22 protein-coding genes, 1 tRNA gene and 2 other RNA genes are annotated in these 25666 nt (G+C 51.7%); 12 read left to right on the plus strand and 13 right to left on the minus strand.

Going from position 1 to position 25666, the window contains the following annotated elements:
* Nucleotides 1-996, minus strand: a complete 996-nt coding sequence (locus tag RAC90_RS14785; RefSeq protein ID WP_054634747.1) for an acyltransferase — start codon at nucleotides 994-996, stop codon at nucleotides 1-3.
* Nucleotides 997-1277: 281 nt separating this feature from the next.
* On the opposite strand from RAC90_RS14785, the gene glyQ reads away from it, so the two are divergent.
* Together glyQ and glyS are read left to right on the plus strand one after the other, a co-directional pair.
* A complete protein-coding gene (gene glyQ / locus RAC90_RS14790; protein WP_006121387.1) occupies nucleotides 1278-2189 on the plus strand; it encodes a glycine--tRNA ligase subunit alpha in 912 nt (303 codons plus the stop codon).
* A 9-nt stretch (nucleotides 2190-2198) separates the two neighbouring features.
* A complete protein-coding gene (glyS, locus tag RAC90_RS14795) occupies nucleotides 2199-4268 on the plus strand; it encodes a glycine--tRNA ligase subunit beta (RefSeq protein WP_375124505.1) in 2070 nt (689 codons plus the stop codon).
* Nucleotides 4269-4478: 210 nt separating this feature from the next.
* Here the strand turns inward: glyS and RAC90_RS14800 are convergent, their stop codons facing one another.
* From RAC90_RS14800 to fdhE, 3 genes are all read right to left on the minus strand, one after another.
* Nucleotides 4479-5228 carry a MipA/OmpV family protein gene (locus RAC90_RS14800; RefSeq protein WP_033737302.1) on the minus strand — a complete coding sequence of 250 codons (750 nt, stop codon included), beginning with the start codon at nucleotides 5226-5228 and terminating at the stop codon, nucleotides 4479-4481.
* A gap of 391 nt (nucleotides 5229-5619) precedes the next feature.
* Nucleotides 5620-6231: a glutathione S-transferase gene (locus tag RAC90_RS14805; protein WP_033737305.1), complete on the minus strand. Its 612-nt coding sequence runs from the start codon at nucleotides 6229-6231 to the stop codon at nucleotides 5620-5622.
* 39 nt (nucleotides 6232-6270) lie between these two features.
* Nucleotides 6271-7194, minus strand: a complete 924-nt coding sequence (gene fdhE / locus RAC90_RS14810; RefSeq protein WP_054634744.1) for a formate dehydrogenase accessory protein FdhE — start codon at nucleotides 7192-7194, stop codon at nucleotides 6271-6273.
* A 474-nt stretch (nucleotides 7195-7668) separates the two neighbouring features.
* Here fdhE and fdhD point away from each other — a divergent pair, with 474 nt between their 5' ends.
* The 3 genes from fdhD to RAC90_RS14825 all read left to right on the plus strand — a co-directional run bounded on the left by fdhD (nucleotide 7669) and on the right by RAC90_RS14825 (nucleotide 10532).
* A complete protein-coding gene (gene fdhD, locus RAC90_RS14815) occupies nucleotides 7669-8442 on the plus strand; it encodes a formate dehydrogenase accessory sulfurtransferase FdhD (protein ID WP_375124518.1) in 774 nt (257 codons plus the stop codon).
* Nucleotides 8443-8664: 222 nt separating this feature from the next.
* Nucleotides 8665-9282 carry a superoxide dismutase [Mn] gene (gene sodA / locus RAC90_RS14820; RefSeq protein WP_006121393.1) on the plus strand — a complete coding sequence of 206 codons (618 nt, stop codon included), beginning with the start codon at nucleotides 8665-8667 and terminating at the stop codon, nucleotides 9280-9282.
* Nucleotides 9283-9569: 287 nt separating this feature from the next.
* Nucleotides 9570-10532, plus strand: a complete 963-nt coding sequence (locus tag RAC90_RS14825; protein ID WP_375124506.1) for a VirK/YbjX family protein — start codon at nucleotides 9570-9572, stop codon at nucleotides 10530-10532.
* Between the two features lie 9 nt (nucleotides 10533-10541).
* Here the strand turns inward: RAC90_RS14825 and RAC90_RS14830 are convergent, their stop codons facing one another.
* From RAC90_RS14830 to RAC90_RS14850, 5 genes are all read right to left on the minus strand, one after another.
* Nucleotides 10542-10904 (minus strand): YibL family ribosome-associated protein, encoded by a 363-nt coding sequence (locus tag RAC90_RS14830; protein ID WP_006121395.1) that lies wholly within the window; start codon nucleotides 10902-10904, stop codon nucleotides 10542-10544.
* Nucleotides 10905-11006: 102 nt separating this feature from the next.
* Nucleotides 11007-11609, minus strand: a complete 603-nt coding sequence (locus tag RAC90_RS14835) for an MltR family transcriptional regulator (protein WP_172677666.1) — start codon at nucleotides 11607-11609, stop codon at nucleotides 11007-11009.
* Nucleotides 11610-11616: 7 nt separating this feature from the next.
* The gene (mtlD, locus tag RAC90_RS14840) at nucleotides 11617-12765 is read right to left on the minus strand and encodes a mannitol-1-phosphate 5-dehydrogenase (RefSeq protein WP_054634741.1); all 1149 of its coding nucleotides are present in this window, start codon (nucleotides 12763-12765) and stop codon (nucleotides 11617-11619) included.
* A gap of 94 nt (nucleotides 12766-12859) precedes the next feature.
* The gene (locus tag RAC90_RS14845; RefSeq protein WP_054634740.1) at nucleotides 12860-14794 is read right to left on the minus strand and encodes a PTS mannitol transporter subunit IICBA; all 1935 of its coding nucleotides are present in this window, start codon (nucleotides 14792-14794) and stop codon (nucleotides 12860-12862) included.
* A gap of 437 nt (nucleotides 14795-15231) precedes the next feature.
* The gene (locus RAC90_RS14850) at nucleotides 15232-15948 is read right to left on the minus strand and encodes a DUF3053 domain-containing protein (protein ID WP_054688582.1); all 717 of its coding nucleotides are present in this window, start codon (nucleotides 15946-15948) and stop codon (nucleotides 15232-15234) included.
* Between the two features lie 985 nt (nucleotides 15949-16933).
* Here RAC90_RS14850 and RAC90_RS14855 point away from each other — a divergent pair.
* Nucleotides 16934-17227 carry an HTH-type transcriptional regulator gene (locus tag RAC90_RS14855; RefSeq protein WP_006121400.1) on the plus strand — a complete coding sequence of 98 codons (294 nt, stop codon included), beginning with the start codon at nucleotides 16934-16936 and terminating at the stop codon, nucleotides 17225-17227.
* A gap of 101 nt (nucleotides 17228-17328) precedes the next feature.
* On the opposite strand, the gene tnaB is transcribed toward RAC90_RS14855, so the two are convergent.
* From tnaB to RAC90_RS14875, 4 genes are all read right to left on the minus strand, one after another.
* Nucleotides 17329-18576 carry a low affinity tryptophan permease TnaB gene (tnaB, locus tag RAC90_RS14860; RefSeq protein ID WP_006121401.1) on the minus strand — a complete coding sequence of 416 codons (1248 nt, stop codon included), beginning with the start codon at nucleotides 18574-18576 and terminating at the stop codon, nucleotides 17329-17331.
* A 113-nt stretch (nucleotides 18577-18689) separates the two neighbouring features.
* Nucleotides 18690-20105, minus strand: coding sequence for a tryptophanase (gene tnaA, locus RAC90_RS14865; protein ID WP_054634738.1), 1416 nt, complete (start codon nucleotides 20103-20105; stop codon nucleotides 18690-18692).
* Nucleotides 20106-20364: 259 nt separating this feature from the next.
* Nucleotides 20365-20442, minus strand: coding sequence for a tryptophanase leader peptide (tnaC, locus tag RAC90_RS14870; RefSeq protein ID WP_071988795.1), 78 nt, complete (start codon nucleotides 20440-20442; stop codon nucleotides 20365-20367).
* Between the two features lie 365 nt (nucleotides 20443-20807).
* A complete protein-coding gene (locus RAC90_RS14875; RefSeq protein WP_054688580.1) occupies nucleotides 20808-21401 on the minus strand; it encodes an HD domain-containing protein in 594 nt (197 codons plus the stop codon).
* A 62-nt stretch (nucleotides 21402-21463) separates the two neighbouring features.
* On the opposite strand from RAC90_RS14875, the gene RAC90_RS14880 reads away from it, so the two are divergent.
* From RAC90_RS14880 to RAC90_RS14905, 6 genes are all read left to right on the plus strand, one after another.
* Nucleotides 21464-21928, plus strand: a complete 465-nt coding sequence (locus tag RAC90_RS14880; protein WP_033737315.1) for a MarR family winged helix-turn-helix transcriptional regulator — start codon at nucleotides 21464-21466, stop codon at nucleotides 21926-21928.
* Between the two features lie 94 nt (nucleotides 21929-22022).
* Complete coding sequence (locus RAC90_RS14885; protein ID WP_006121405.1) at nucleotides 22023-22451, plus strand: organic hydroperoxide resistance protein; 429 nt, start codon at nucleotides 22023-22025, stop codon at nucleotides 22449-22451.
* 254 nt (nucleotides 22452-22705) lie between these two features.
* On the plus strand, nucleotides 22706-24397 hold the full coding sequence (eptB, locus tag RAC90_RS14890; protein WP_006121406.1) for a kdo(2)-lipid A phosphoethanolamine 7''-transferase: 1692 nt from the start codon (nucleotides 22706-22708) through the stop codon (nucleotides 24395-24397).
* A gap of 125 nt (nucleotides 24398-24522) precedes the next feature.
* Nucleotides 24523-24599, plus strand: a tRNA-Pro gene (locus RAC90_RS14895).
* Nucleotides 24600-24632: 33 nt separating this feature from the next.
* A non-coding RNA gene (locus RAC90_RS14900) (RtT sRNA) lies at nucleotides 24633-24760 on the plus strand.
* 33 nt (nucleotides 24761-24793) lie between these two features.
* A non-coding RNA gene (locus RAC90_RS14905) (RtT sRNA) lies at nucleotides 24794-24921 on the plus strand.
* The last annotated feature ends 745 nt before the right edge of the window (nucleotides 24922-25666 follow it).

The raw sequence follows: 25666 nt of genomic DNA on the forward strand, positions 1-25666 counted from the left end.
TCAGGTCACCCAATGTCGTTTATCCACCCGACTGAGCAGCATTCCCAGCAATAAGCTGCCCACCAGCGTGACGGTAAAAACGGCAGGCAGGTCGAGCCAGGGACGCGCCATATCGTCATAGTGATGGGTGCGAATAAAATGGATGAACAGGGCGTGAAAGCCGTAGATGGGCAGAGAGTAGCGCGAAATGATGGCCAGACCGGGCAGCGTACGTTGATTAAAGGCATTTTTGAACACCACCAGCGCGCTTATTGCGGCAATGAATACCAGCGGTCCGCAATAGAGATACCACGTATCGTTAAAGGCACCATTGACGATTAACGCGCGCTTCGTACCCAGCATAATGCCGGTCACGCAGGCCACAAAGGTCACGGCAGCCAACGGTGTGATACCACGTCTTTCTGTGTCCATGGTACCGATCGCCCGGCCTAATAAGGCGTAGAGCAGATAATAGATACTGTCGCCGCTCAGGTAAAGGTTAATGGGCAACCAATGAAAGCGCCCCCACGACTGGTCCATGGTATTGGGATTCGCGAGGACCACCACAATCAGCACCAGTAGCGCCACGTAGCGCGGCCGCACGCTTTTTACCTGAATCAGGGGCGACAAGAGGTAAATCCCCATGAGCGCGAAGAAAAACCACAGATGGTAGAACACCGGCTTCTGCAGCATTTTTAAAATTGAACGGCCTTCGCCAATTGGCGTCAGCAGGCTGATATAAACCAGTGACACGGCACTGTAAAAAACCAGACATCCCAGCAGTCGCCACAGGTGGCGCGGCTGCGTACTGCGTTCACCAAAGAACAGATAGCCTGAAATCATAAAAAACAGCGGCACACAGATGCGTGACGCTGAATTGAACAGGTTAGCAATATCCCACCAGTGACCTTTTATGGCCATCGGCCCGGTCAGATACCACGTTGTGGTGTGAATGACGATGACCATCAGGCAGGCAATCGCCCGCAAATTATCAATCCAGTAAATCTTTTGCGACATGGTGTCCTCTGGCGCAGTGCGTCCCGGTGCAAAGCGTAGCCAGTCGCGTCGACGTCAACAAGCGCAATAGCGGGGATTCAGAACCCTCTGTGCACAGGATCGCATGAAAACGCATAACCGTATCGGTTAATCAGGCGATGACAGGCCGCCAGCAGGCTAAATCTGACACCAAAAATCCACTCTCGCGGCTGCGCCGCCGGATTTCCGGCTGCATATCACGCGGTCAAAGGGTATACTGTCGCACTCTTTTTTTATCTAGCCGAACCGCGTGCGAACTCATCATGCAAAAGTTTGATACCAAGACCTTTCAGGGCCTGATCCTGACATTGCAGGATTACTGGGCGCGCCAGGGCTGCACCATTGTTCAACCACTGGACATGGAAGTGGGCGCTGGTACTTCACACCCAATGACCTGCCTGCGCGCACTTGGCCCGGAGCCGATTGCTGCGGCCTATGTGCAGCCATCCCGCCGTCCTACCGACGGCCGCTATGGCGAAAACCCGAACCGCTTGCAGCACTACTATCAGTTCCAGGTGATCATCAAGCCGTCGCCGGACAATATTCAGGAGCTGTACCTCGGGTCGCTGAAAGCGCTGGGTATGGATCCTACCGTACACGACATTCGCTTTGTTGAAGATAACTGGGAAAACCCGACGCTGGGTGCCTGGGGACTGGGCTGGGAAGTCTGGCTTAACGGTATGGAAGTGACGCAGTTTACCTATTTCCAGCAGGTCGGTGGCCTGGAGTGTAAACCGGTTACCGGCGAGATCACCTATGGTCTGGAACGTCTGGCCATGTATATCCAGGGCGTGGACAGCGTTTACGATCTGGTCTGGAGCGACGGTCCGTTAGGCAAAACTACCTACGGTGATGTGTTCCATCAGAATGAAGTGGAGCAGTCGACGTATAACTTCGAATATGCCGACGTCGATTTTCTTTTCACCTGTTTCGAACAGTATGAGAAGGAAGCGCAGAAGTTGCTGGCGCTGGAAAAACCGCTGCCTTTGCCCGCTTACGAGCGCATTCTGAAAGCCGCACACAGCTTTAACCTGCTGGACGCGCGCAAGGCGATCTCGGTGACCGAACGTCAGCGTTATATTCTGCGTATTCGCACCCTGACCAAAGCCGTGGCTGAAGCCTATTACGCTTCTCGTGAAGCGCTGGGCTTCCCGATGTGCAATAACAAAAAGTAAGAGGCAGCCATGACTGAGAAAACCTTCCTGGTGGAGATCGGCACCGAAGAGCTGCCACCGAAAGCATTACGTAGCCTGGCAGAAGCCTTTGCTGCCCAGGTGACGGCCGAGCTGGATGCCGCGAATCTGAACCATGGCGAAGTGAGCTGGTTTGCTGCACCGCGTCGCCTGGCGCTGAAAGTCGCCCATTTGAGTGCCTCCCAGCCCGATCGTGAAGTAGAAAAGCGTGGACCTGCCGTTGCCGCCGCCTTTGATGCAGCGGGCAATGCCACCAAAGCGGCAGAAGGCTGGGCACGGGGTAACGGTATCACGGTCAATCAGGCTGAACGTCTGAGCACCGATAAAGGCGAATGGCTGGTCTATCGCGCTCAGGTGAAAGGCGAAGCGGCGCAGGCATTGCTGCCGGGCATGATTGCCACGGCGCTGAGCAAACTGCCGGTACCGAAACTGATGCGCTGGGGCGACAGCGACGTGCAGTTTGTGCGTCCGGTGCACACCGTTACGATGCTGCTGGGCGATGAACTGATCCCCGGCACGATTCTTGGCATCAAGTCCGATCGCGTTATCCGTGGTCACCGCTTCATGGGCGAAAGTGAAATCACGCTTGAGAACGCCGATCAGTATCCGGATGTGCTGGAAAAGCGCGGTCAGGTGATTGCCGACTATCAGGTCCGCAAAGCCATGATCAAAGCCGATGCGGAAGCCGCAGCACGGCGTTTAGGTGGCATAGCCGACCTGAGTGACAGCCTGCTGGAAGAGGTAACATCGCTGGTGGAATGGCCGGTGGTATTGACCGCCACCTTCGAGGAAAAATTCCTTAAGGTGCCGGCTGAAGCGCTGGTTTACACCATGAAAGGCGATCAGAAGTATTTCCCGGTTTATGACGCGGAAGGCAAACTGCTGCCAAACTTTATTTTCGTCACCAACATTGAGTCGAGCGAGCCGCAGCAGATTATTTCTGGTAATGAGAAGGTGGTGCGCCCGCGTCTGGCGGATGCTGAATTCTTCTTTAATACCGATCGTAAAAAACGTCTTGAAGATCATCTGCCGCGTCTTGAAACCGTATTGTTCCAGAAGGAACTCGGTTCGCTGCGTGATAAAACGGATCGTATTCAGGCGCTGGCGGGCTGGATTGCGGCACAAACGGGCGCAGATGTGAATCACGCCACGCGCGCAGGCCTGCTGTCAAAATGCGATCTGATGACTAACATGGTGTTTGAGTTTACCGACACCCAGGGCGTTATGGGCATGCACTATGCGCGTCATGACGGTGAAGCCGAAGATGTCGCTGTGGCGCTGAACGAGCAATATCAGCCGCGTTTCGCAGGTGATGATTTGCCGTCCAGCCCGGTAGCCTGTGCGCTGGCCATTGCTGATAAGATGGATACGCTGGCCGGTATTTTCGGCATCGGTCAACATCCTAAAGGCGATAAAGATCCCTTTGCTCTGCGTCGTGCCGCGCTGGGCGTTTTGCGCATCATCGTGGAAAAAAATCTGCCGCTTGATCTGCAAACGCTCACCGAAGAGGCCGTACGTCTGTATGGCAGCAAGCTGAGCAATGCGAACGTGGTTGATGACGTCATCGACTTTATGCTGGGCCGTTTCCGTACCTGGTATCAGGAAGAAGGCCACAGCATCGATACCTTGCAGGCGGTGCTGGCACGTCGTCCAACCCGTCCGGCGGACTTTGATGCACGTATGAAGGCGGTTTCGCATTTCCGTACGCTTGATGAAGCGGCCGCGCTGGCGGCGGCCAACAAGCGTGTCTCGAATATTCTGGCAAAATCAACAGAACCGCTTAATGACAGCGTTCAGGCATCACTGTTGAAAGAAAATGAAGAGATCCAACTGGCCACGTTTGTGACCGCCCTGAGCAGCAAACTGCAGCCTTACTTTGCAGAAGGACGTTATCAGGATGCGTTAATTGAACTGGCGCAGCTGCGTGAAGCGGTAGACAACTTCTTCGATAAAGTGATGGTGAATGCAGAAGACCCGGCGGTGCGAATTAACCGGCTGACGCTGCTGTCGAAACTGCGTGAGCTGTTCCTGCAGGTGGCCGATATCTCGCTGCTGCAGTAATCGGTTCTGATACAGATAAAAGGGACGAGATATCGTCCCTTTTTTTATGCTGCCACCCGACCTGCTGGTGGCACTTTATCTTTTTGCCGTCGCAATAAAAAACTGAAAACACCTGTGGTTGCGAAGGCGTCCTGGCAGCGCAGGGGCTGTTATGAAAGCCGGACGGCCACGAACCCTGTAATGGGCTGCGGCACTGCGCGGCGTGCAGCTTCAGAATGTCCAGGTCACGCCTGAAGACAGCGTCCAGAAATACTGTTGATCCGTCATCGGGCTGTCGCGGAGGGCCCCTGTAAGGAAGGTGACTTTGGGTTGCAGGTAGACATGGAAGGATTTTACAGGGTGCCAGTCAAACGCCACGGCAAGCCATGGCGTTACGCCCTGATGGTTCCAGGTCGGTAAACCACTGCGGGCAGATTCCTCTTCGCTTACCCCGTAGTAATAGCTTGCCTGCTGTTTACTGAGCCAGTCCACACCGGCCTGAGGATAAACGTCCAGTTGCATCAGAGAGACCTGGCCTGCCCAGGCGACTGTACCCAGCCATCCCCGGCTTTCGTTCAGCGTATCGCCAGACAATTCGGTTCGAAACGCACCAAGGGGCGTGATCTTCTGGTAGCTCATGCCGCCCATCATGGTGCTGTGGCGGATGCGTAACTGGCGGAGTGCCGAATCAGAAGTCTGGTCCGGATCAAATTCGTTATCCAGATACCACCAGCGCGCTTTCAGTTGTGTGGTGTCATCTTTGATAAAATAGGCGCCCACTTCTGTGCCATCAATATAGACATGATCATTGTCATAGCCCACATAGGGCAGGCCAGAAAACTGAGTTTTATACGCGCGATAGGGCGTAAAGTTCGCTTCCCCCTGCGCACCCAGGGTCAGCCCCTCAGCCCAGGCATGCGTAATATTACCGAGCAGGAGGCAACATAATGCCGTTCTGAAGCGTAATGGGATGGTCGTCATTTTGTCCGGTTATCGTCTGGCTGAGGCAGTGATCTGTCAGGCCTCACAGCCCGAAACGGGGCGTGAGCATACATAAAAATTTGTGCCGCCTTTTCATCCTGAGCGCGCGGGTTGTCTCAGAACAGGGCTGCCCGAAAGGTATATCGGAGCCGCTGCAGCAATGCAAGAGATGGCTACTCTTATTCTCACGGAGTTCATCCCCTGTTTATACTGGTCACGACGGACAGGTTCAGGCTACTGCGCGAATGTGCCATTCCGTGGTGATGGGTAAGGGGAATAACGGAGACGTCGACAGCCCTTTACGTGGGAAAGCAAGGATTGCAGACTGAAATGCGCTAAGGAAACAGGCTGTCAGCACCGCTACCGGCATCAGCGCTGACAGCCTCGCCGATCAGGATGCCGGCGGCGTGGTTCGGGCAAAACTTTCCCGTTGAAAGAGTGTTTCGGCCAGCCTGACCAGTGCGGGCCGCTGAACGCACCAGTTAGGGACAACGCGACGGAAATTCAGGTAGCCAATCATGCAGCCTGTGGCAATGTCGGCCAGATTCAGTTCGCCATTATCGATCCACTTTCCTTCACTCACTTCTTTTTCCAGGCTGTCCAGCCCGCGCTGAATCTTGTCGCGATGGCGTAACAGCACTTCTTCTGACTGGGCGTTACCCGGCCGCATTTGCTCACGTACGATCACCAGTGCCGCATCGCTGATGCCATCGGCCAGCTTTTCAAGCTGACGAACCTTTAAAGACGCCAGCGGATCAGCGGGCAATAAAGCCGGTGCCTGACCACGCAGTTCGAGGTACTCCGCAATGATGCTGGAATCGAACCAGACCTGCTGATCCTCCGCGACCAGCGCGGGCACTTTCCCCAGCGGGTTATATTGCGGAACATGGCTGTCTTCGCTGTAGGGCGACGCATTAACAAATTCGAACATCATGCCTTTTTCCAGCATGATGACAGAAATCTTGCGGACAAAGGGGCTGGTATAGCTGCCAATCAGTTTCATTGCGTTACTCCCGTTTAGCGAGGTTTCATCAGCAAAAAACTATTCACCGGGAAACATAAAAGGATTCAGGCCACTGCGTACAAAACCTTCCTGCTCCATACGTGCATCCAGCACTAAAGAGGCGAGATCGTCGGCGACCGGTTCAATGGCCGGATTTTTTTCCTGATAAAGCATTTTCATGTAGCTGCCACAGTCGCCGCAGCTTTCTGCTTTGACGGCCGCGTGCTCGCTGTCCAGTGACCAGTAATGCAGATCGCGGTTTTGGTCGCAATGAGAGCAGGTGTTCTGCACGACGTGCCATTCACTTTCGCACAGGTTGCAGTGCAGGTAGCGCGCACTTTCATGCGAACCCATATGTACGATGCTGGCGACCGGCAGGCTGTGACATACCGGGCAGTGCTGGCGTTGTGCGCCCATCTCCGCCTGAGCCTTACCGGGAATCAATGCCGCCATTTGTGCCCAGTAGATCGACAGCGCAGCCCAGATAAAAGGGGCTTTATCACTGCTCACCTGCGCGTACTCACCCGCAAACAGGGCACTGGCCAGCGTTTCCAGCTCGGTCGCTGACGCTTTCTCCAGGTTCTCTAACACCGCCAGCGCCTGACCGCTCATTTCGGGCTTTAGCTCCGCAACTAACGAGTGCAGCAGGCGATGCCAGTGTGGATCGCGCGACAGAGTATGAATATCCAGCGGCGCTTTATCTTCCTGAGCGCTCCTGAGCAGATGTGCGTGAAGGTTCATCTGCAGAGGATGATCGTACAGAACGATTTCCTGCGCCTGGGCGATGACGGCGGCAAAGCGTAAATAGTCACCCAAAGGATTTTTTGCCGCCAGATCACGCAAACGCGCCGCCCGACGGCTGTATAAATTTTTCAGCCGGGGGAAGAGTAACGGCGGGATCATTTCCGCTGGGTTTTTTTCGCTCTTCTCCAACGGGTCTTTCGGGATAATGCGGATGCGCATAAAAGGCATTTTCCTGTTTGTTGGCTGATTACGCTACTCACGACACCAGCAAAAATGAGGTTGTCTGTATCGGCTACGAATAGCCGTTATGGGCCGGATCTCTCGCCATTTTCCCTCGTAAGAGGTTCTCAGCGAGCAAAGCAGGCGGAAAACCGCGTCAGGAAACCGCAGTGCAAAACAGCTCCCAACAGGCTGAGCATAGCAGTCCGGCCCTTTATCTTCAGTATGAAATACATTTTTCGCCGGCGACAACAGGCATAACGCATTGTGAATAACGGCAAATCTGTGGGCCTTTCACGCTTTATGCTGTCTGCCCCCCACAGACTTGTTGCGGCACGGCGCAGGGTACAGAATAGAAGCTATTCAGCATGGCGCAACAGGGTTACCTTTACGCCATCCGCAACAGCTCAGGGTCAGAACAACGTGAAGAACAACGAAGTGAAAGAGGAAACCGGTGCGAGTGAGCGAGCAGGCTTGCGTGAAATCCATGTCTGGCAACGTGACGACCTGCACCATGCTCAGGCCGACTGGTTAGCCGAAGAAGTGCCCGTGGCGTTGGTGTATAACGGTATTTCTCACGTTGTGATGATGACAACGCCCAAGGACCTGGAGGCGTTTGCTGTCGGTTTTTCACTCTCAGAAGGCATTATCGATTCTCCATCCGATATTTTCGGAATGGATGTGGTGACCGGTTGTCACGGCATTGAGGTGCAGATTGAATTATCCAGCCGACGTTTTATGGCGCTGAAAGCCCAACGGCGAGCGCTGGCCGGCCGGACGGGTTGCGGCGTATGTGGCGTGGAGCAACTGGAGCAGATCGGAAAGCCGCTGACGCCGTTGCCGTTTACGCAGACTTTTCCCCTGGCGCAGCTGGACAGCGCGCTGGCGCAGCTCAAGGACGTCCAGCCCGTCGGGCAAAAAACAGGCTGCACGCACGCGGCCGCCTGGATACATCCTGAGGGTGGACTGATTCATGGCTGTGAGGATGTCGGCCGCCATGTGGCACTGGACAAACTGCTGGGCTATCGCAGTCAGGCCGAATGGGGCAACGGTGCCGTACTGGTCTCCAGCCGGGCCAGCTATGAAATGGTGCAGAAATCGGCAATGTGCGGCGTTGAAATTCTGTTTGCCGTGTCTGCCGCAACCCAGTTAGCGGTGGAGGTGGCCGAACGCTGTCATCTTACCCTGGTAGGATTCAGTAAACCGGGCCGCGCCACCATCTATAGTCATCCTCAGCGGCTGAGATAACGTCTGCGCGTGCAGGGCACTTTGCAGGTAATCCTCTTTACGCACCCAGGCTTTCCGCCAACGAAAAATCTGGCTGCTTTGCATGCTTTTTCAAAACCTTATGTTTAATAGGGCATTGATTACGCTTTTACCGATCATGAATTTAACTATAATGATACGACTGCTTACGCGGCACGTGCCGACATTGTCGTGCTGCTCAAACACTAAATGGAGAGGAAGAACATGAGTTATTCACTGCCATCCCTGCCTTACGCTTACGACGCACTGGAACCGCATTTTGACAAGCAGACGATGGAAATCCATCACACCAAACACCACCAGACTTATGTCAACAACGCCAATGCGGCGCTGGAAGGGACTGAATTTGCCGATCTGCCTGTCGATGAACTGATCACCAAACTGGATCAGCTGCCAGCAGATAAAAAAGGCCCGCTGCGCAATAACGCGGGTGGTCACGCTAACCACAGCCTGTTCTGGAAAGGCCTGAAAACCGGCACCACGCTGCAGGGCGAGCTGAAAGCTGCGATTGAAAAAGATTTCGGCAGCGTAGAAAAATTCCAGGAAGAGTTTGAAAAAGCGGCAGCGACCCGTTTCGGCTCCGGTTGGGCTTGGCTGGTTAAGAAAGGTGACAAACTGGCCGTGGTTTCAACCGCTAACCAGGACAACCCTCTGATGGGCGAAGCGATCGCTGGCGTATCGGGTTACCCTATCATCGGTCTGGATGTGTGGGAACACGCCTACTACCTGAAGTATCAAAACAAACGTCCGGATTACATCAAAGCTTTCTGGAACGTGGTTAACTGGGACGAGGCGGCAGCGCGCTTCGCATCCGCTAAGTAAGCGCTAAGCGCCACACGTACTTTCAACCGGCAGAGTGGCTCTGCCGGTTTTTTTACGCCCGCAGGATGCTGTTCTTCCACCCTGCAACTTCTCAATGGTGCCTGCTCTGGCATTTTATTACCTTCAAACTACCTGCACACATGCAGTCGGGCTTAAGGGCCTAAACGAAAATTAAACGAAGCGTCAGTTTACCCCGCTAAATTTTTAACAATTTGAGTCATTAACCTGCCGTTGATGCCGGTCGTTTTATCATCAGTGTCATTATCAGACCAATAAGAATGTCGGCTATGTCTATTTATACTACACACGATGTGATGGCGGATTCATACGCCAGTTTATTTTTTCAATTACTTAGCGGAAAGTACGTCCCCAACAAAATCTGGCGGAGCCGGCGATTCCGGCTTAAATTTGCTTTAAGAACCCTTATTGCACCTGTTACGACTTTGCGTTATTTGCAGCAACTTTCTACATTGCCGAGAATATCCCAGTTAATGCATGTACAGGGGCTGTTACCCGCGAAGCTTCATCGCCCCTATCTGCGTGCGGGAATGAGCGTCGCGCAACGGGCGCAGGCGATTCTTGATCACTATAATCTGATGAACAACCTGGCGAATTTATCGCTTCGCCAGATTTTGCAAAGTGGTGAAGAGACTGTTCTGGCCAGACTTGTGGGTAAAAACGACGAAGACTTTGTTATTGCCTGCCGTTCTGGCTTTTACGATCGTGAGGGTGAAGTCACCTTAGTGCTGCGTTATCAGGGCGAGGGAATTGCCTCTCTGTCATTCACGATTTTGAATGAAGATAATGAACGCACCTTAGTGATTGGAGGATTACAGGGACCGCGAAAAACCATTAGTAATGAGGTGATTCGCGACGCAACGAAAGCGGCACATGGTTTATTTCCTAAGCGCTTGCTTATGGAGGTGGTCTTTATTTTGTCCCAGCAGTGTGATGTCAAAAAAATAGCCGCAGTGGGCGATGAAACGCATGTTTTTCGTAGTCTGCGTTATCGCCACAGTAAAAGCGATAAATTCTGTGCCAGCTACAGTGAATTCTGGCTGACGCTGAATGGTCAGGCCCGCGCTGACGGCATGTTTGCACTGCCGCTGATGTTGCCACGAAAAACGCTTGAGGACATTGCCAGCAAGAAGCGGGCCGAATACCGCCGTCGTTATACGCTGCTGGATACGCTGGCAGAGCAGGTGAACACGGCTACTGGCCAGCATGCGGTGGATCAGGCAGCTGCCTGATCGCACACATCAAAAGGCGCTTTTGGCAAAGCCTGTCATGACCTGCAGGTTCATTTCTCGTCCCAGCGCGGTCATAGGGTGCACGACAACCAGGCCGCGTACACTTTTCTTTAAGGCACCCAGATTGGCCTGTTCTTTTTTGGTAATTTCGCGGCTGAACGGCAGTTTCTGCAGTTTTTGCGCTTCCTGGCTCAATTTGGCGTCGCGCTGATTGCGCAGACGTTCAATTTCCGTCACCAGCGTTTCTTTCTCTTTTAAAAGCGCGCCCAGCTTTTCAGCATCACCCGCTTCCAGTAGCTGAGGCTCTTTACGGTTCAGCGCGTCCAGTTGATCGCTGAGGCGTTTAATTTCGTTCTTTTCTTGCTCTTTCATGACAACAACTCGTTGAGGAAAACAGGCTAAGGATACACCAAATTCACGACAGATTCTCGGGAGAAGGGTGAAAGAGGGAGCGGTTCAGGCTCCCCGCAGGATTTAGCTGGATGCCTTCTTAAACGCCTGTTTCAGGCTGATACGGGAAATGAGTTCTGTCAGAGACAGGACCATCGTGGAGCGCACCATTTGCAGGTAGCGTTGCTGCTGCATCGCCTGTAAGGCGGGATCGTCTGCCTGTAAGGTGGGAACCGGCGGCCAGGCTGAGACGCAATGCAATTCACCGAAAGGACCCAGGATTTCATCATCGGTAAAACGATAATCGCCCGCGTCGTGATTCAGCTCTTCGCGCAGGGCCAGCAGCAGCTCACAATCTTCATATTCATGACGACTAATCACCCCAAGGCCATAAATCAGCTTAAGCCTGACCGACAGCTCGCCGAGCGGGCCGTCGCCCAGCAACAGGGGCTCCACGGCGTATTTCACGGCGTAGTCATCTTTACGGAATACTTGTAACACCAGCACATTAACGGCTTCGGCCAGCAGTTCAACTGCGGCGAACAGAAAGCTCCGCACCGATCGCCCCGCGTTCAGACGTTCAAGCACACGATTTTCAAAAGCCTGCTTTTCTTCCATTATGGCCTGCGTCAATGTCGTACTGCTGTCGGAGGCGACGTCATCGCCCCCGATCTGGATTGCTAACATGGCGTTATTATGCCATGGCGTGCCAGGCGCTAACGGCTTCTTTTACAATCTCACTGTCAGCCTCCAGGCCAGATACCTGAGCCAGGGTTGCCTGTGGCCCTTTTTCCGCCAGCAGTGCAGCCAGCTCTTGCGCCTGCGGATCCTGGTCGCTGTGGTAGTGCATGGCGGCCGCAATCCCTTTCACCAAATTGGCATGCGGCAATCCGTATTCCAGTGTGCCCAGCGTTGGTTTAATCAGGCGATCGCCCGCACTTAACTTACGAAGTGGCTGCCGGCCTACGCGTTCAACATCATCTTTTAAGTAAGGATTTTCAAAGCGGCCCAGGATTTTCTGGATATAGGCAGCATGTTTATCGGCGTCGAACCCATAACGTTTGATGAGCACCGCGCCACTCTCTTCCATGGCACCCTGAACGACGGCGCGAATATCCTCATCGAGAATGGCATCGCGGATGGTCTGGTGGCCAGCCCGTTGTCCCAGGTAGGCCGTAATCGCGTGGCCGGTGTTGAGTGTAAAAAGCTTACGCTCAACAAAGGCCATCAGGTTGTCAGTCAGTTCCATGCCCGGAATGGTGGGCAGATCGCCCTTAAACTGGGTCTTATCCACAATCCATTCGCTGAAGGTTTCCACGGTGACTTCCAGCGGATCCTCACTGCCGGCTTCAGAAGGCGGTACAATACGATCAACCGCAGAATCGACAAAACCAACATGCGCCTCAAGCCAGGCATGATACTGGGACGGTAGTGCCTGCAGCACATGCTGTTTGAGCTGACTGGTACCGCGAACCATATTTTCACAGGCGATGATATTTAGCGGCTGGACATTGCCGTTATCACTGCGTTTGGCCAGACCTTTGGCGACGCTGGTGGCGATGCGTTCCAGGATTTGCGGGCCAACCGCAGTGGTAACGAGATCAACTTCAGCGATCAGAGGGATAATATCGTCGCTGGTACTGTTAACGGCGCTGACACCTGTAACGATGTCGACGTTGGCCTGTTCACCGACGACATGCACAGGATATTCATGACGTGCATTCAAGGCATCCAGTACCGTCTGATTCACATCTGCAAAAACCAGCTCAATGCCTGCGTCTGCCAGCAGTTTACCAATAAAACCGCGACCAATATTACCCGCTCCAAAATGTAACGCTTTCATAATTTTGACCCATATCAAATGACAACGGGGCGGGCATGTCCGCCCCAATAAAGTGGGACGGGCATAACCGCCCCAGGGAAAATGTCGGACCGAATCAGGCTAACGCTGGCTTGCCTGATAACAGATCCAGCACATCTTGAACGCTGTTGGTATGAGCCAGTTTTTCAATGACCTGCTCATCGTCAAGTGCGTTGGTCAGGCTGGTGATCACCTGAATATGCTCGTTATTGCGGGCGGCGATACCAATGACCAGGCGCGCCACCTCATCGGGTTCATCACCAAACTGCACGCCAGCAGGGTACTGGCAGAAAACCACACCGGTTTTCAGCACCCGGTCTTTAGCCTCAACCGTGCCGTGCGGGACCGCGATCGATTCGCCAAGGTATGTCGGCGTCAGCTTTTCCCGCTCCAGCATCGCATCAACGTACTCGGGCTGAACATAACCCCCTTTCACCAACTGCTCACCCGCAAAGCGGATGGCCTGCTCTTTATTACTGGCATTCAGTCCCAGGAACACGTTGCTCGCGCCCAGTTTAAACAGGTTGGCACTGCCGTCATCATAGCTGTCACCCAATGTTTTCTGTACGACTTCCCGGTTCGCTTCACTCCGGTTTGCCGCCGCCAGGCGTTGGGTCAGCGTGCTGTACAGAGCACTGTCCAGAAAGTTATTCAGTGAAATGTGTTGGGCATGAGGAGCCTGACGAATGGCGCGTTCGGTCAAATCGCGATGCGTAATGACTAAGTCAACATCACCGGGCAGCGCGTTAATGGCGCTGTTGGTTACCGACACATGCGTTAAGCCTGCATCCTGAACTTTCTTACGCAGTACGCCTGCCCCCATAGCGCTTGACCCCATGCCGGCATCACAAGCCACGATGATTTTACGCACATGGTTCAGGTCAACGCTCATCGCATCGCTGGCAACCGCGGCACCTGACACCGCCTGCCCTTTTGACTCGGCTTTCATGTCATGCATGCGCTGCGTAGCCGCTTCGATATCATCGTCTTCTTTCACTTTGCTGGTTTTGAGCAAAATAGCAGAGACCACGAAGGAAACAGCAAAAGCAGCGAAGACTGCGGCAATATTCGCAAAATAAGCGCCTTTTGGCGTCATGGCTAATACTGCCAGAATAGAACCCGGTGAGGCAGGAGAAACCAGGCCGCCATGCAGAACCGTCAGAGTAAACACGCCGGTCATACCGCCGAGGATCACGGCCAGCAGCAGGCGTGGTGCCATCAGGACATAAGGGAAGTAGATTTCGTGAATACCGCCCAGGAAGTGGATGATAGCCGCACCGCCGGCAGACTGCTTCGCACTACCACGACCAAAGAACATATAGGCCATCAGTACGCCCATACCCGGGCCTGGGTTGGCTTCAATCAGGAAGAAGATTGACTTACCGGCTTCGCTTGCCTGTTGAATCCCCAACGGTGAGAAGATGCCGTGGTTGATAGCATTATTAAGAAACAGGATTTTCGCCGGTTCGACAAAGACAGACGTCAATGGCAGCAGGTTATTTTGCACCATCAAATTGACGCCAGCGGACAGGATATGTGACAAACCTTCGACAAGGGGACCAATCGCCAGGAAGGCCAGCAACGCCAACAACATGCCGATGATCCCGGCAGAGAAGTTGTTAACCAGCATTTCGAAGCCGCTTTTGATTTTGCCGTCAACCATGCGGTCAAATGACTTGATTGCCCAGCCACCAAGCGGGCCTGCGATCATCGAGCCGAGGAACATCGGCATATCAGCACCGACAATCACGCCCATTGTCGTGATGGCACCCACCACACCGCCGCGATCGCCTCCCACCAGACGTCCACCTGTAAAGCCAATTAGCAATGGCAGCAGGTAAGTGATCATCGGGGCGACAAGTTTCGCCAGTGTTGCGTTTGGAATCCAGCCCGTTGGAATAAACAGCGCGGTGATAATACCCCAGGCGATAAACGCGCCGATGTTAGGCATCACCATATTACTCAAAAAGCGACCAAAGCTTTGAACTTTGACCTTTACTGATGAGGACATAAGCCCCCCCCTTGTTGAGACGCGCTGCAACAGGAGCGCGCGTTTGTTTTTGTTTAGCCACTACGGCGATGCGCCGTCAGTATTACTGTATGCAGGCGGACTTTATCACGCGAATATTGGCCTGCGTAGTGGGTGACCTCATGAGTGATGCAGGTCACATTTGTGACGGGGTGACAGGGGCGTTTTAAGTGATTTAGATCACAAAATAAGGGTCATACGGGAAAGTTATGACCAATTTTTGACCGTTTCTTTTTACTTTAAGTGATATTGATCACACTCTTATCATGCTGCTTTGTTTGTGAAGTGTGATTAAAGTCACAACTTAATTTAATAAAAAACGGGCCAGATCACATTTTGATCTGGCCCGTTTTTATGAAGCGCAAGCGCGTGGTGAAGTGATTATGAGGTGGACAGTCGCTAATCTGTCCGTGTGAAATTTATTGTCCTGTGGCCTGAACGGCATTCTTGGCCTGAGTCAGTGCCTGGACATTCGCTGATAAACTGGTCATCAGGCTGTTGTACTGGGTAGCCTGTTCCTGAGTAGGGAACTGGACTCCGCCATTATTAAAACTGACGCGTGTCCCCTGTGCCTGAAGAAGTTCACCAGTTTTAACCGCATCCTGACTAAGCGCCTGGAGTTTAGGTAACAATGGGATCAACTGAGCGGCAGGCTGAGTGACGACCTTGTCATAGGCGGTATCGAAAACCTTTTTCAGATCGTCAGACTGTTTCAGACCGGCTTTGCTCTTATCCGCCTGCATTTTGGCGCTTTCGAGTTGTTGGGTGGCGACGGTCAGGGCGCTGGTGGCCTGAGCCAGAGAATCCCGGCGACTCAGGTAGTCCTGCGGCACGCGAATAGCAGAAAGCTCATCCACGACCGGGCGCATGCCCTGATCGACCGTCTTATTCACCTGTTGTGAGAAACCATACAAAATCGCGTAATCCCCAGCAAAGGGACCAAAACTCTGTTTCTGGTTTTCACTCAGACTCGGCAGATGTTCACCGCTACGCATAACGGTATTTTGCATGAAATCGATAAACGCTTTGCGTTGTTCGCCTTCTTTATCACCACACGCGGTGAGTTGCAGAACGATAAGCACGCCAGCCAGCATAATGCCGCTGCGTGCCAGGACGCGGGAAATTCCTGAAGCCATGGGTTCAACTCCTGTCAGTAAAACTGGCTGATGTCCGGGTAAGCAGTGGCCTAAAGAATAGAACAAACGTTAATGGCCACACAATGTGAAAGCGCGCTGTCAGGCCATTATGGGTAAGAAAAAAGAGGTTAAACGTAAAATCAGGGCCTCATCCGTTTACAAAGCCTGTTAAAGAGCAGTGAAAAGGCTTTTTTCCATACCCGATAAGGGGCGGCTCGTGCTGTAAAGGCAGTAAGAATAAACCCTGAGCGGGGCCTGTTCAGACGCCCTTTGTTAAGCCTGCCCGGAACCGCGCTCACTGCCTGAGCATCCCGTACCGGGTGCAGGCTGTATTAACAACTATCCTGTAAATGCCCTCTCATTGTTCAGTTGCCTTAAAGTAGTGCAACCCGTTGCTCTGGCTCGCTATGGGAAGGGCCTGTCCAGATGACAGAGCAGGATTAATCGTACTGGTGATCGCCTGATAACCGTTATGTCTTTGGGCGCTGGCGGCACGACAGCCACGGCATCACCAGTGCGTAGCTTGATAAATTGCTGGTACTGACCGTTTTGTTGTAGAAAATCAAAAGATCTGGCGCATATTTTGCAAATTCTTTTGTTGTAAGCGCGTGCAGGGTTCTGATGATTTATTCACCGAAGAGGGTGAAGAAAAAAAGATCGGAACGCGAAGTGGATGCCGTATCAACAAAATCAATTGCATCAAACGGTTAGGGTTTTTAGCCTTTTTTCAGAATTGTAAAGTTAAAAAAAATGTTTAATTTGCACTGCAAATTGTCAGGTCTCTATCCATACTTAGTCTCCCGGCATATGTTGCATTGCGTTGTCATGTTTAAGCAGCGGTGCAGTACAGGCTGTGTCCCATAAGATTTTCATCATAAATACAATCTCTTATGGGATGCAGCTTGCTTAGTCCGGTTTCTGAACCTGATTTCAGGTTCGTGTACCTTCTTTCACGTGATTCATAGTGAGTTTTAAGGAGTTCTCTATGGAGTTAAAAGATCCTATGTTTGAATTGCTCAGCAGCCTTGAGCAGATTGTTTTGACACGTGATAACAGCCCTGTTGCGCTGCAAACTCAGCGTCAACCTGCAATGCCAGAGCCGCAACGTCTGCGCGAAATGGCGGGAATGCAGGTCGATGAGTTTGCAAAAATCATGGGTGTTAGCGTTTCTTCGGTTAAAAGTTGGGAAGCACAGCGTACGCGCCCTTCAGCAACGGCACAGAAATTGATGAAATTACTTCACGCCAATCCGTATCTTGGACGTCAGTTGCTTGATTAAGTTTTAAAACCCACCCGTTTACAGGTGAGGCCGGTCACAAGGGTGGCCGGCTGTTTAGCCTCCAGTACACAACGCCATCCGTATTTCCTGCCTGTGTCTTATCAGGCAAGCTTCGGTAACACGTCCAGTACGTTACCTACCCAGCAGACAATCACAACGACACCAAAAATGATGACCATGGCGGGAATGATTCTGCCACCCCACACGGTAAAAATTTGGTCGGGAAAGCGTCTCCGGGACTGCATTGCCAGTAGGGCAGGCACGATGACGGCCCACACTGTTGCGCATAAGCCTGCGCCGCCAATGCCATAGAGAAAGCCATTTGGAAAGATCAGGTACAAAAGGCTGGGGGGAAGAAAGGTGAGCAGCACCGTTTTGCCTCGCCCAACGGCGGTATTTTCTATGTTAAACAAGTCCGCCAGATAATCGAATAACCCCAACGTGACGCCAAAAAAAGAGCTGGCAACGGCAAGATTAGAAAAAACCAGCAGGAAAAAGGCAATAACTCTGTCGGGATGGGTGCCCATAAACGACTTCACCAGGGCGTCAACATTGCCCCCCGACGCAATAATGCCTTTAAAACTTTCGCGCGGGATATTGCCCATAGTGCAATACAACCAGAAAAGATAGACAAACAGCGCCAGTAAGGAGCCCAGAACCAGGCTTTTCACCAGCTTGTCTTTCTGCTTGCCATAACAAATTATCAGGCTGGGAATATTGCCATGAAAACCAAATGAAGCAAGGCAGACAGGGATAGCCATAAAGATACAGGCGAAGTAAGAATGCGTGTCACTGAGGCTGCTGGCATCGCTGAGAATGGCATAGTCAACGTCAAAAAATAATGAACCGAAAACAATGATAAAGGCGAGGATTTTAACGCCGAGAAAGAGGGATGTAATCCGGCTTGTTGCCAGTGAGCTTATCCACAGCACGCCAGCAACACCTGCCGCGGTGCCGATGCCGACGACGCGGGCAGGCAAAGTCAGGCCCGTGTGAGCGGACAGCGTTTCGCTGATAATCGCACCATTGGCTGAGATATAGGCGTACGTCAGAATATACAGCACAAACGCAACGGTAATGCCGCTAACTACATTCCATTTTTGACCCAGCAGATCTTTGGTTAATGTATTAAAGCTTGAGCCTGGTGGGTAATTTAAATTGGCCTCCAGCAATAACAGACCGGAATGCAGCATGGAAAACCAGGCGATCACCAGGATAAAAGTGCCCCAGAAAAACCAGGCGCCGGCCAGATCGACGGGCAGTGCAAACATGCCGCCACCGATGACCGTGCCGGCAATAACCATCACGCCCCAAAAGGCGGAATGTTTTTGATGTGGATGATCGTCCATGGTGTCCTCTCAATACGGTATCTCATGTTTATCATTTTTATTGTTGTGAGGTTAACAGAGCGATGCGGCAGAGCGGCTGTCGCTGACAGCCGCTCACTTTACAGGTATGACAGTTAAATCTCTTTAAGTTTTGCAGTGAAGTGGCGCAATACCTCAGGCTCATAGATGAAGGTTAAGCCTTTTATGTTGGCCGCATTCTCTTTCACATGTCCGAATGCTTCAATGATGAAATCCATGTGCGTTTGCGTGTAGGTGGCCCTGGGAAGGGTCAGACGCAGCAATTCAGCCGGGCAGGGCAACTGTTTACCCGTTTTCGGATCGCGACCTAACAAAAATGATCCAATCTCTACCGCCCGAATGCCTGCCACCTTATACAGCTCACAGGCCAGGGCCTGAGCCGGAAACTGATCGGCGGGAATATGAGGCAATAATTTACCGGCGTCGACAAAAGCAGCGTGCCCTCCAGCCTGCTGACAGGTCACACCTGTGGATTCCAGCCCGTCTACCAGGTACTGAATCTGGCTGATGCGATAGGCCAGCCAGTCCTGACGCATCCCGTCGTAAAGCCCTACTGACAGCCGTTCCATCGCACCGCCTTCTAAGCCGCCATAGGTGGGAAAACCTTCCTGCACGACGCACAGTGTTCGGCAATCTGTATAGACGTCAAAGACGCGGTCGTCCTTGAAGGAGAGCAAGCCGCCCATTGGCACCATAGCATCTTTTTTGGCCGACATCGCCAGCATGTCGGCATATTGATAGCTTTCCCGGGTAATCGCGTCGATTGTCCAGCCCTGGTACTCTTTTTCACGTTGCTGGATAAAGTAGGCATTTTCAGCGAAACGGGCTGAATCCATGACCACAGGAATGTCATATTGCTTTGCGATTTGGTACATGGCTTTTAAGTTGGACAGGGAGACAGGTTGTCCTCCAGCCGAGTTGCAGGTGATCGTCGCCACAATGTAAGGCACGTGACGGGCACCCACTTCCTTTATACCGTCTTCCAGACGTTGCAGGTCGAAATTGCCTTTAAAATCATGACGTACTGCGGTATCGAAAGCCTCTTTGATATAAACGTTTCGGACAGTGCAGCCGTTAATCTGGCTATGTCCTTGCGTGGTGTCGAAGAAGTAGTTAGAAAAAGCCACCATTTTGGTTCTGTCGAGGCCTTTTTCCTTTTCACGTTTTTTAATTAATACCGGGATATAAATTTGCTCTGCACCCCGGCCCTGATGAGTCGGAATGGTATATTCATACCCAAAGATGGCTTTCACGGCATCGGCTAATGCATAGTAACTGCGGCTTCCACTGTATGATTCGTCGCCCCGCATCATGGCTGCCTGCATGTTTTGTGTCACTGCGCCGGTGCCGCTGTCCGTGAGGAGATCAATAAAAACGTCTTCACTGTCCAGTAAAAAAGGATTCATACCCGCTTTTATTATCGCCGCCTCGCGATATTCGCGGGTCGTCCGTTTAACGGGTTCAATAACACGAATGCGAAAAGGTTCCGGTAAATGTTTAAAGTTATTCATTGCTCTTCCTTTTATTCAGGCATGCCGGTGCCGTGACTTTTGCAAATAAATAAAAATCAGGCGTGGCCATTCTTTTAAATTTAAATGTCCATGAATTTCGCTGAGACGGCAGGGTACGTAGCCTGTAAAAAGAGCGAGAAAAGCGATGCAACAGGACGACACTATTTATGCAGTCTTAATGAAATCAGGATGCGCGTGCGTGCACCCGCGACACCGGAGGTATAAGCCAGCGAGTGCTCAGAACGGTAAAAGGAAAGGATTAAGGGCGATGATTGACGATAATATTGTCAAGGTTAAACCATTTAGATAACAGGGCAGGATTGTTTAAGATAATCATAATGTTTCAACTCTCATTAAACATCATATTACCCTATTCTATTATCTTTATAAGTCCATCGTTTTTGTAGGCTATCGTGATTATTATCACAGTAATAAAAGTGTGCTCGTTAAAGGTAAATTATTACTGATTTAACCTGGATTTGGATCTGTTTCAAAAGCCTATTGCTGGCCCTGTCGTCGTTATTATTACACCGTTACGTTTCCACGGCGTCTGCCATCAGGAAAAAACAGCGGCGTACTCGCAGCACAGGGATTCGGACGACAGGCCCGGTGACGCATTTCGGGAACCGGAACAGCCAGCGCTGCGTTCAGATTCGACTATGGCTGGCGTTTACCTGCTGTGAGAAAGATACTCAGTCAGCGTCAACGTAACCCGCCGTACCGCGCTGCCTGCTTTATAAACCAGTTCTCGGGCACGCTGTACGGTGCCTGACTTAGCTGTGCAATGCCCTTTTCAATATTTGTCGAGGCCTGATGCCAGAGTATTTCACTGCCTTCTTTGAGCAGGCCAATCTGAATTTTCTTTTCAATCAGGTAAACGCGGGCGAAGTGCGGATCGAAGCGGACGATGGCCCGTGTGTTATCAATAATATCGGCCAGCTTAATAGTTTGCGCTTCAGGACTGGCCTGGGCAGTATGACGGAAATGCGCCATTTTTCTGGCTGCCCGATTTTTTGCCTGCGTGGGGGCGGTATCGGTCAGCATTTCAACCAGTCGGGCCACTTCCGGGCCGAAATGATTTTCAATATCGTTGAGTGTCGTCGCCGTATCTTCTACAGTATCGTGCAGCCAGGCAGCGGCCAGCATAACCGGGTCATCGGTTACGCTTCTGACCAACTCCACCACGGCTGTCGGATGAACAATATAGGGCTCATCCGTATATTTACGCCGCTGTCCTGATTCAGCATGGACCTGCGTGGCATAGCGTCGTGCCTGTTCTTCCAAAGAATCCTGCATGCACTACCCCCGGCTGTCATAAATTGCTTGCAATTAACTAGTGTGCTATCTATATTACTTCCATGAACAGTTATCAAGATGACAAAAAAGTGAAAGCAGCGCCACTGTTGCTCGATCAGCAACTTTGCTTCGCACTTTATTCCGCCAATCTGGCGATGCATAAAGTCTATCGCAAGTTACTTAGCCAGATGGATATTACCTATCCGCAATATCTGGTCATGCTGGTGCTGTGGCAACAGGATTCACTCACGGTGTCAGAAATAGGCGAACGGCTTTTTCTGGATTCAGCGACGCTGACGCCGCTGTTGAAACGTCTGGAAAATGCGGGCTTAATCAACCGTCAGCGTTCCCGTCAGGATGAACGTCAGGTGGTGGTCAGCTTAACGGATGCCGGGTGGGCTTTACGTCAGCAGGCTGAAAGTATTCCTGATGACATTCAGTGTGCGTCAGACTGTAGCGAGGACGAGATGTATGCGCTTAAGCTACAGCTCAACCAGTTACGTGACAAACTGATGGCTCCGCGCTAAATTTTCTAATGAGTACAGGCAGTAAATTAACCTTCACTGTTCGACTACGTTGTGATGAGTAGCGAGCGATTAAATAGTGCAATGGAGAAAAGCGATGTCTTTAGAACAAGTGGTTTACCGTGCAAAAGCTAAAGCTACCGGTGGTCGTGATGGCCGCGCAACGTCTTCTGACGGCGTGCTGGATGTCAAACTGGGTGTGCCAAAAGAGATGGGCGGCGCAGGTGGCGAAGTCACTAACCCAGAGCAGCTTTTTGCAGCGGGATACTCAGCTTGCTTCCTGGGTGCGATGAAATTTGTTGCTGGCCGCGACAAGATTGCGATGCCAAAAGATGCATGGATTGAAGGTGAAGTCGGAATTGGTCCAATCCCAAATGGTTTTGGTATCGAAGCGACGCTGAATATCCACTTGCCTGACATGGATGAAGCAGAAGCACAGAAGCTGGTTGACGCCGCGCACATCGTGTGTCCTTACTCAAATGCCACACGTAACAATATTGACGTAACACTGAACATTATTCGCTAAGCGATCAAGGGCCTGGTTCCGGGCCCTTCCTTACTTTCTCTTCTGGCCCACTTCCCGGATCGTGCTGAACAGGATTATTTTCTGGTTTATAGCGTGGCCGCGTGCTTAACTGTGCCGCTTTATATCAGGGCATGTCAAAACGCTCAGAATTCTCTTCTTATTTAACCGGCTTGCTTAATTCGCGAACTCTGCAGAAATATGGCAGTCAGATTAACGTTTGGTTAAGCGCTTAGTCCGGGGAAACTCCATTTTTCATGAATTATATAAAATCATTAACACAGCAAAAGCTGTCGCTCTTGCTGGCTTTGTATCTCGGTATCCTGCTGAATTTGCCGATTTTTTATCGCCGCTTTGCGGGACTGTTGACAACCTCAACCGTGACAGCCTGGCTCACCGCGCTTACAGAGGTTGTGGCTATCGTACTGTTAACGTTTTTCCTGATGCGGCTGTTATCGCTGGGTGGAAGAGTGTTTTACCGTATTCTGGCCACGTTGATCGTGCTGATTTCTGTCGCCGCCGCCTATTACATGGCCTTTTTTAATGTGGTTATCGGCTATGGCATTGTTGCATCCGTGATGACAACCGATACCGATCTGTCTAAAGAGGTCGTGGGCTATCACTTCATTTTGTGGATGGTCCTGGCCAGTGCGCTGCCGTTGTTCTTCATCTGGCGTAACAGTCTTAGCATGACGCTCAATGAGCAACTGCGCACACCAGGACAGCGTCTTAAGCCGACGCTTATCCTGCTGGCTTGCGTCGCCCTCGTCTGGCTGCCCATCCGCTACCTTGATAAGTTGCAAAAAAACAATGAGGAAGTGACCAATATCGATCTGCCTAGTTATGGCGGCGTAGTTGCGCACTCCTATTTACCCTCTAACTGGCTGGCCGCGCTGGGCCTGTTTACCTGGACGAAAGTCGACGAAACGCTGGAAAACCATGAACTGCTGGATCCTGCCCAAAAGTTTACCTATGTTGCGCCGCCGGGCTTAGATGATACTTACGTTGTGTTTGTTATCGGCGAAACCACGCGCTGGGACCATATGGGGTTGCTGGGCTACGAGCGTAATACCACGCCGAAGCTTTCTCAGGAGAAGAATCTGGTCGCATTCCGCGGTGAATCCTGTGATACCGCGACCAAGCTGTCTTTACGTTGTATGTTTGTACGTGAAGGCGGCACCATGGATAATCCTGGCCGGACGTTAAAAGAGCAAAATGTTTTCGCGGTAATGAAAGAGCTAGGCTTCACCTCAGAGCTGTTTGCGATGCAGAGTGAAGTCTGGTTCTACGATAACATCAACGCTAATAACTTCTCTTTCCGTGAGCAGATCGGTTCAGAACCACGCAATCAGGGCAAGTCAGTGGATGATATGCTGCTTGTACCTGAGCTGCAGGCATCATTGCAGCGTTATCCAAAAGGTAAGCATCTGGTTGTGTTGCATACCAAAGGTTCCCATTACCTCTATTCGCAACGGTATCCGCGCAGTTTTGCGCGTTACCAGCCTGAATGCATGGGCGTGGATGAAACCTGTAGCAAAGCGCAGTTGATTAATGCCTATGATAATTCGGTACTCTACGTCGACAGCATGCTGGACAGCGTATTGGATCAGCTGCGTGATAAGAAAGCGATTGTTTTCTATGCCTCTGATCATGGTGAATCGATTAGCGACAATATGCATTTGCACGGCACGCCGCGTGAGATGGCACCACCAGAGCAGTTCCGCGTGCCGATGATGGTCTGGGCATCGGACAAATACCTGGCGGACTCTACGAATCGCGAAAACTTTGAACGACTGCAGGCGCAACAGCGTACGGGCAAAACCCATCGTCATGTTGAGCTGTTTGATACGATTCTGGGCTGCCTGGGTTATACCTCGCCCGATGGTGGAATTAAGCAGGCGAACAACTGGTGCCAGGCGCCAGCCAGAACGGCGACTAAAGCGCTGTAATCACACAGGGATTTTGGATTGATAACGCCGAGAAGCCGCTGACCGCCTGCTTTCCAGGCGATTGGCCTTAAAAGCGCAAAAAGCGGTTGACGCTTATCAGGGGGAGCAGTAACATGCGCCCCCATCGGCGAGTAGCGCAGCTTGGTAGCGCAACTGGTTTGGGACCAGTGGGTCGGAGGTTCGAATCCTCTCTCGCCGACCATATTTAAGAAACCTGTCTGCAAAGACAGGTTTTTTTTCGCCTGAATAAAAGAGGATGAGAACCTCCGGAGGCGGTTTGCGCCGGGCGAAGCGAGACAACGTTGCGAACGCAACGGCCCGAAGGGGGCTTACGCAGTAAGCCTAATCCTCTCTCGCCGACCCTGTTTAAGAAACCTGTCTGCAAAGACAGGTTTTTTTTCGCCTGAATAAAAGAGGATGAGAGCCTCCGGAGGCGGTTTGCGCCGGGCGAAGCGAGACAACGTTGCGAACGCAACGGCCCGAAGGGGGCTTACGCAGTAAGCCTAATCCTCTCTCGCCGACCCTGTTTAAGCAACCTGTCTGCAAAGACAGGTTTTTTTCGCCTCAATAAAAGCGGGGGAGAACCGCCGAAGGCAGCTTGCGCCGTGCATGCGCAGGGTTTCGTTAATAAAGGGGGCCATCTTTACTCTTTCTGTTTAGTTTTTAACCCAATGATAAAACAGCTTTTTTTGCTGCGGCCTGACATAGTCATCGTCACCTGTGTTTGTGACGGGGCTTATGACGTGTTGTGAAAATTACGTCATCACAGCAAGCCTTTATGGGTTTGTTATTAGAAAATCTCATGTCAGTAATTTTGTGAAAAACCAATAACACATCCTTGCAGCGCAATTTCATGACAGACCGCTATTTTGCCGTCTCAATGCGATACAGGCCTTGTTGTCTGAGGGATGCTGGCAGGCGAAATATAAGTTTTGGTTATGCAGTAAAAACGCAAAATGTTAAATTTTTGCGAGAAAATATCAGCATTTTCCGCTGTATGAACGTCATAACGCACAGGGAATCGTTCAGATATCCAACATTTGGCGCTAAATGATGTACGATTTTATTTAGTGGTAATGACTGCTTAACAATGACTGTCGTAGCAGAATGCGCGGAAATAAAGCCACGCCACTGTGCAATATAGGGCGTTAGCGCGCGCAGGGTTTTTTTTATCGTTGCTTGCTATTCCTCACACTCTGTGTAAATAACTAACCGTTGTATTGACGTTCTTTGCAACTGTTGACAAATTGATGCGTCAATAACGGTGCA

Origin of the sequence: Pantoea sp. CS_6 (assembly GCF_041954745.1) — a bacterium.
In the GTDB taxonomy this organism is placed as follows: domain Bacteria; phylum Pseudomonadota; class Gammaproteobacteria; order Enterobacterales; family Enterobacteriaceae; genus Pantoea; species Pantoea stewartii.

What these genes read in the sequence shown, in the direction of transcription:
- RAC90_RS14785 (WP_054634747.1), bottom strand. Translation starts at nt 996, where the DNA reads ATGTCGCAAAAGATTTACTGGATTGATAATTTGCGGGCGATTGCCTGC.
- glyQ (WP_006121387.1), top strand. Translation starts at nt 1,278, where the DNA reads ATGCAAAAGTTTGATACCAAGACCTTTCAGGGCCTGATCCTGACATTG.
- glyS (WP_375124505.1), top strand. Translation starts at nt 2,199, where the DNA reads ATGACTGAGAAAACCTTCCTGGTGGAGATCGGCACCGAAGAGCTGCCA.
- RAC90_RS14800 (WP_033737302.1), bottom strand. Translation starts at nt 5,228, where the DNA reads ATGACGACCATCCCATTACGCTTCAGAACGGCATTATGTTGCCTCCTG.
- RAC90_RS14805 (WP_033737305.1), bottom strand. Translation starts at nt 6,231, where the DNA reads ATGAAACTGATTGGCAGCTATACCAGCCCCTTTGTCCGCAAGATTTCT.
- fdhE (WP_054634744.1), bottom strand. Translation starts at nt 7,194, where the DNA reads ATGCGCATCCGCATTATCCCGAAAGACCCGTTGGAGAAGAGCGAAAAA.
- sodA (WP_006121393.1), top strand. Translation starts at nt 8,665, where the DNA reads ATGAGTTATTCACTGCCATCCCTGCCTTACGCTTACGACGCACTGGAA.
- RAC90_RS14825 (WP_375124506.1), top strand. Translation starts at nt 9,570, where the DNA reads ATGTCTATTTATACTACACACGATGTGATGGCGGATTCATACGCCAGT.
- RAC90_RS14830 (WP_006121395.1), bottom strand. Translation starts at nt 10,904, where the DNA reads ATGAAAGAGCAAGAAAAGAACGAAATTAAACGCCTCAGCGATCAACTG.
- RAC90_RS14835 (WP_172677666.1), bottom strand. Translation starts at nt 11,609, where the DNA reads ATGTTAGCAATCCAGATCGGGGGCGATGACGTCGCCTCCGACAGCAGT.
- mtlD (WP_054634741.1), bottom strand. Translation starts at nt 12,765, where the DNA reads ATGAAAGCGTTACATTTTGGAGCGGGTAATATTGGTCGCGGTTTTATT.
- RAC90_RS14845 (WP_054634740.1), bottom strand. Translation starts at nt 14,794, where the DNA reads ATGTCCTCATCAGTAAAGGTCAAAGTTCAAAGCTTTGGTCGCTTTTTG.
- RAC90_RS14850 (WP_054688582.1), bottom strand. Translation starts at nt 15,948, where the DNA reads ATGGCTTCAGGAATTTCCCGCGTCCTGGCACGCAGCGGCATTATGCTG.
- RAC90_RS14855 (WP_006121400.1), top strand. Translation starts at nt 16,934, where the DNA reads ATGGAGTTAAAAGATCCTATGTTTGAATTGCTCAGCAGCCTTGAGCAG.
- tnaB (WP_006121401.1), bottom strand. Translation starts at nt 18,576, where the DNA reads ATGGACGATCATCCACATCAAAAACATTCCGCCTTTTGGGGCGTGATG.
- tnaA (WP_054634738.1), bottom strand. Translation starts at nt 20,105, where the DNA reads ATGAATAACTTTAAACATTTACCGGAACCTTTTCGCATTCGTGTTATT.
- tnaC (WP_071988795.1), bottom strand. Translation starts at nt 20,442, where the DNA reads ATGATTATCTTAAACAATCCTGCCCTGTTATCTAAATGGTTTAACCTT.
- RAC90_RS14875 (WP_054688580.1), bottom strand. Translation starts at nt 21,401, where the DNA reads ATGCAGGATTCTTTGGAAGAACAGGCACGACGCTATGCCACGCAGGTC.
- RAC90_RS14880 (WP_033737315.1), top strand. Translation starts at nt 21,464, where the DNA reads ATGAACAGTTATCAAGATGACAAAAAAGTGAAAGCAGCGCCACTGTTG.
- RAC90_RS14885 (WP_006121405.1), top strand. Translation starts at nt 22,023, where the DNA reads ATGTCTTTAGAACAAGTGGTTTACCGTGCAAAAGCTAAAGCTACCGGT.
- eptB (WP_006121406.1), top strand. Translation starts at nt 22,706, where the DNA reads ATGAATTATATAAAATCATTAACACAGCAAAAGCTGTCGCTCTTGCTG.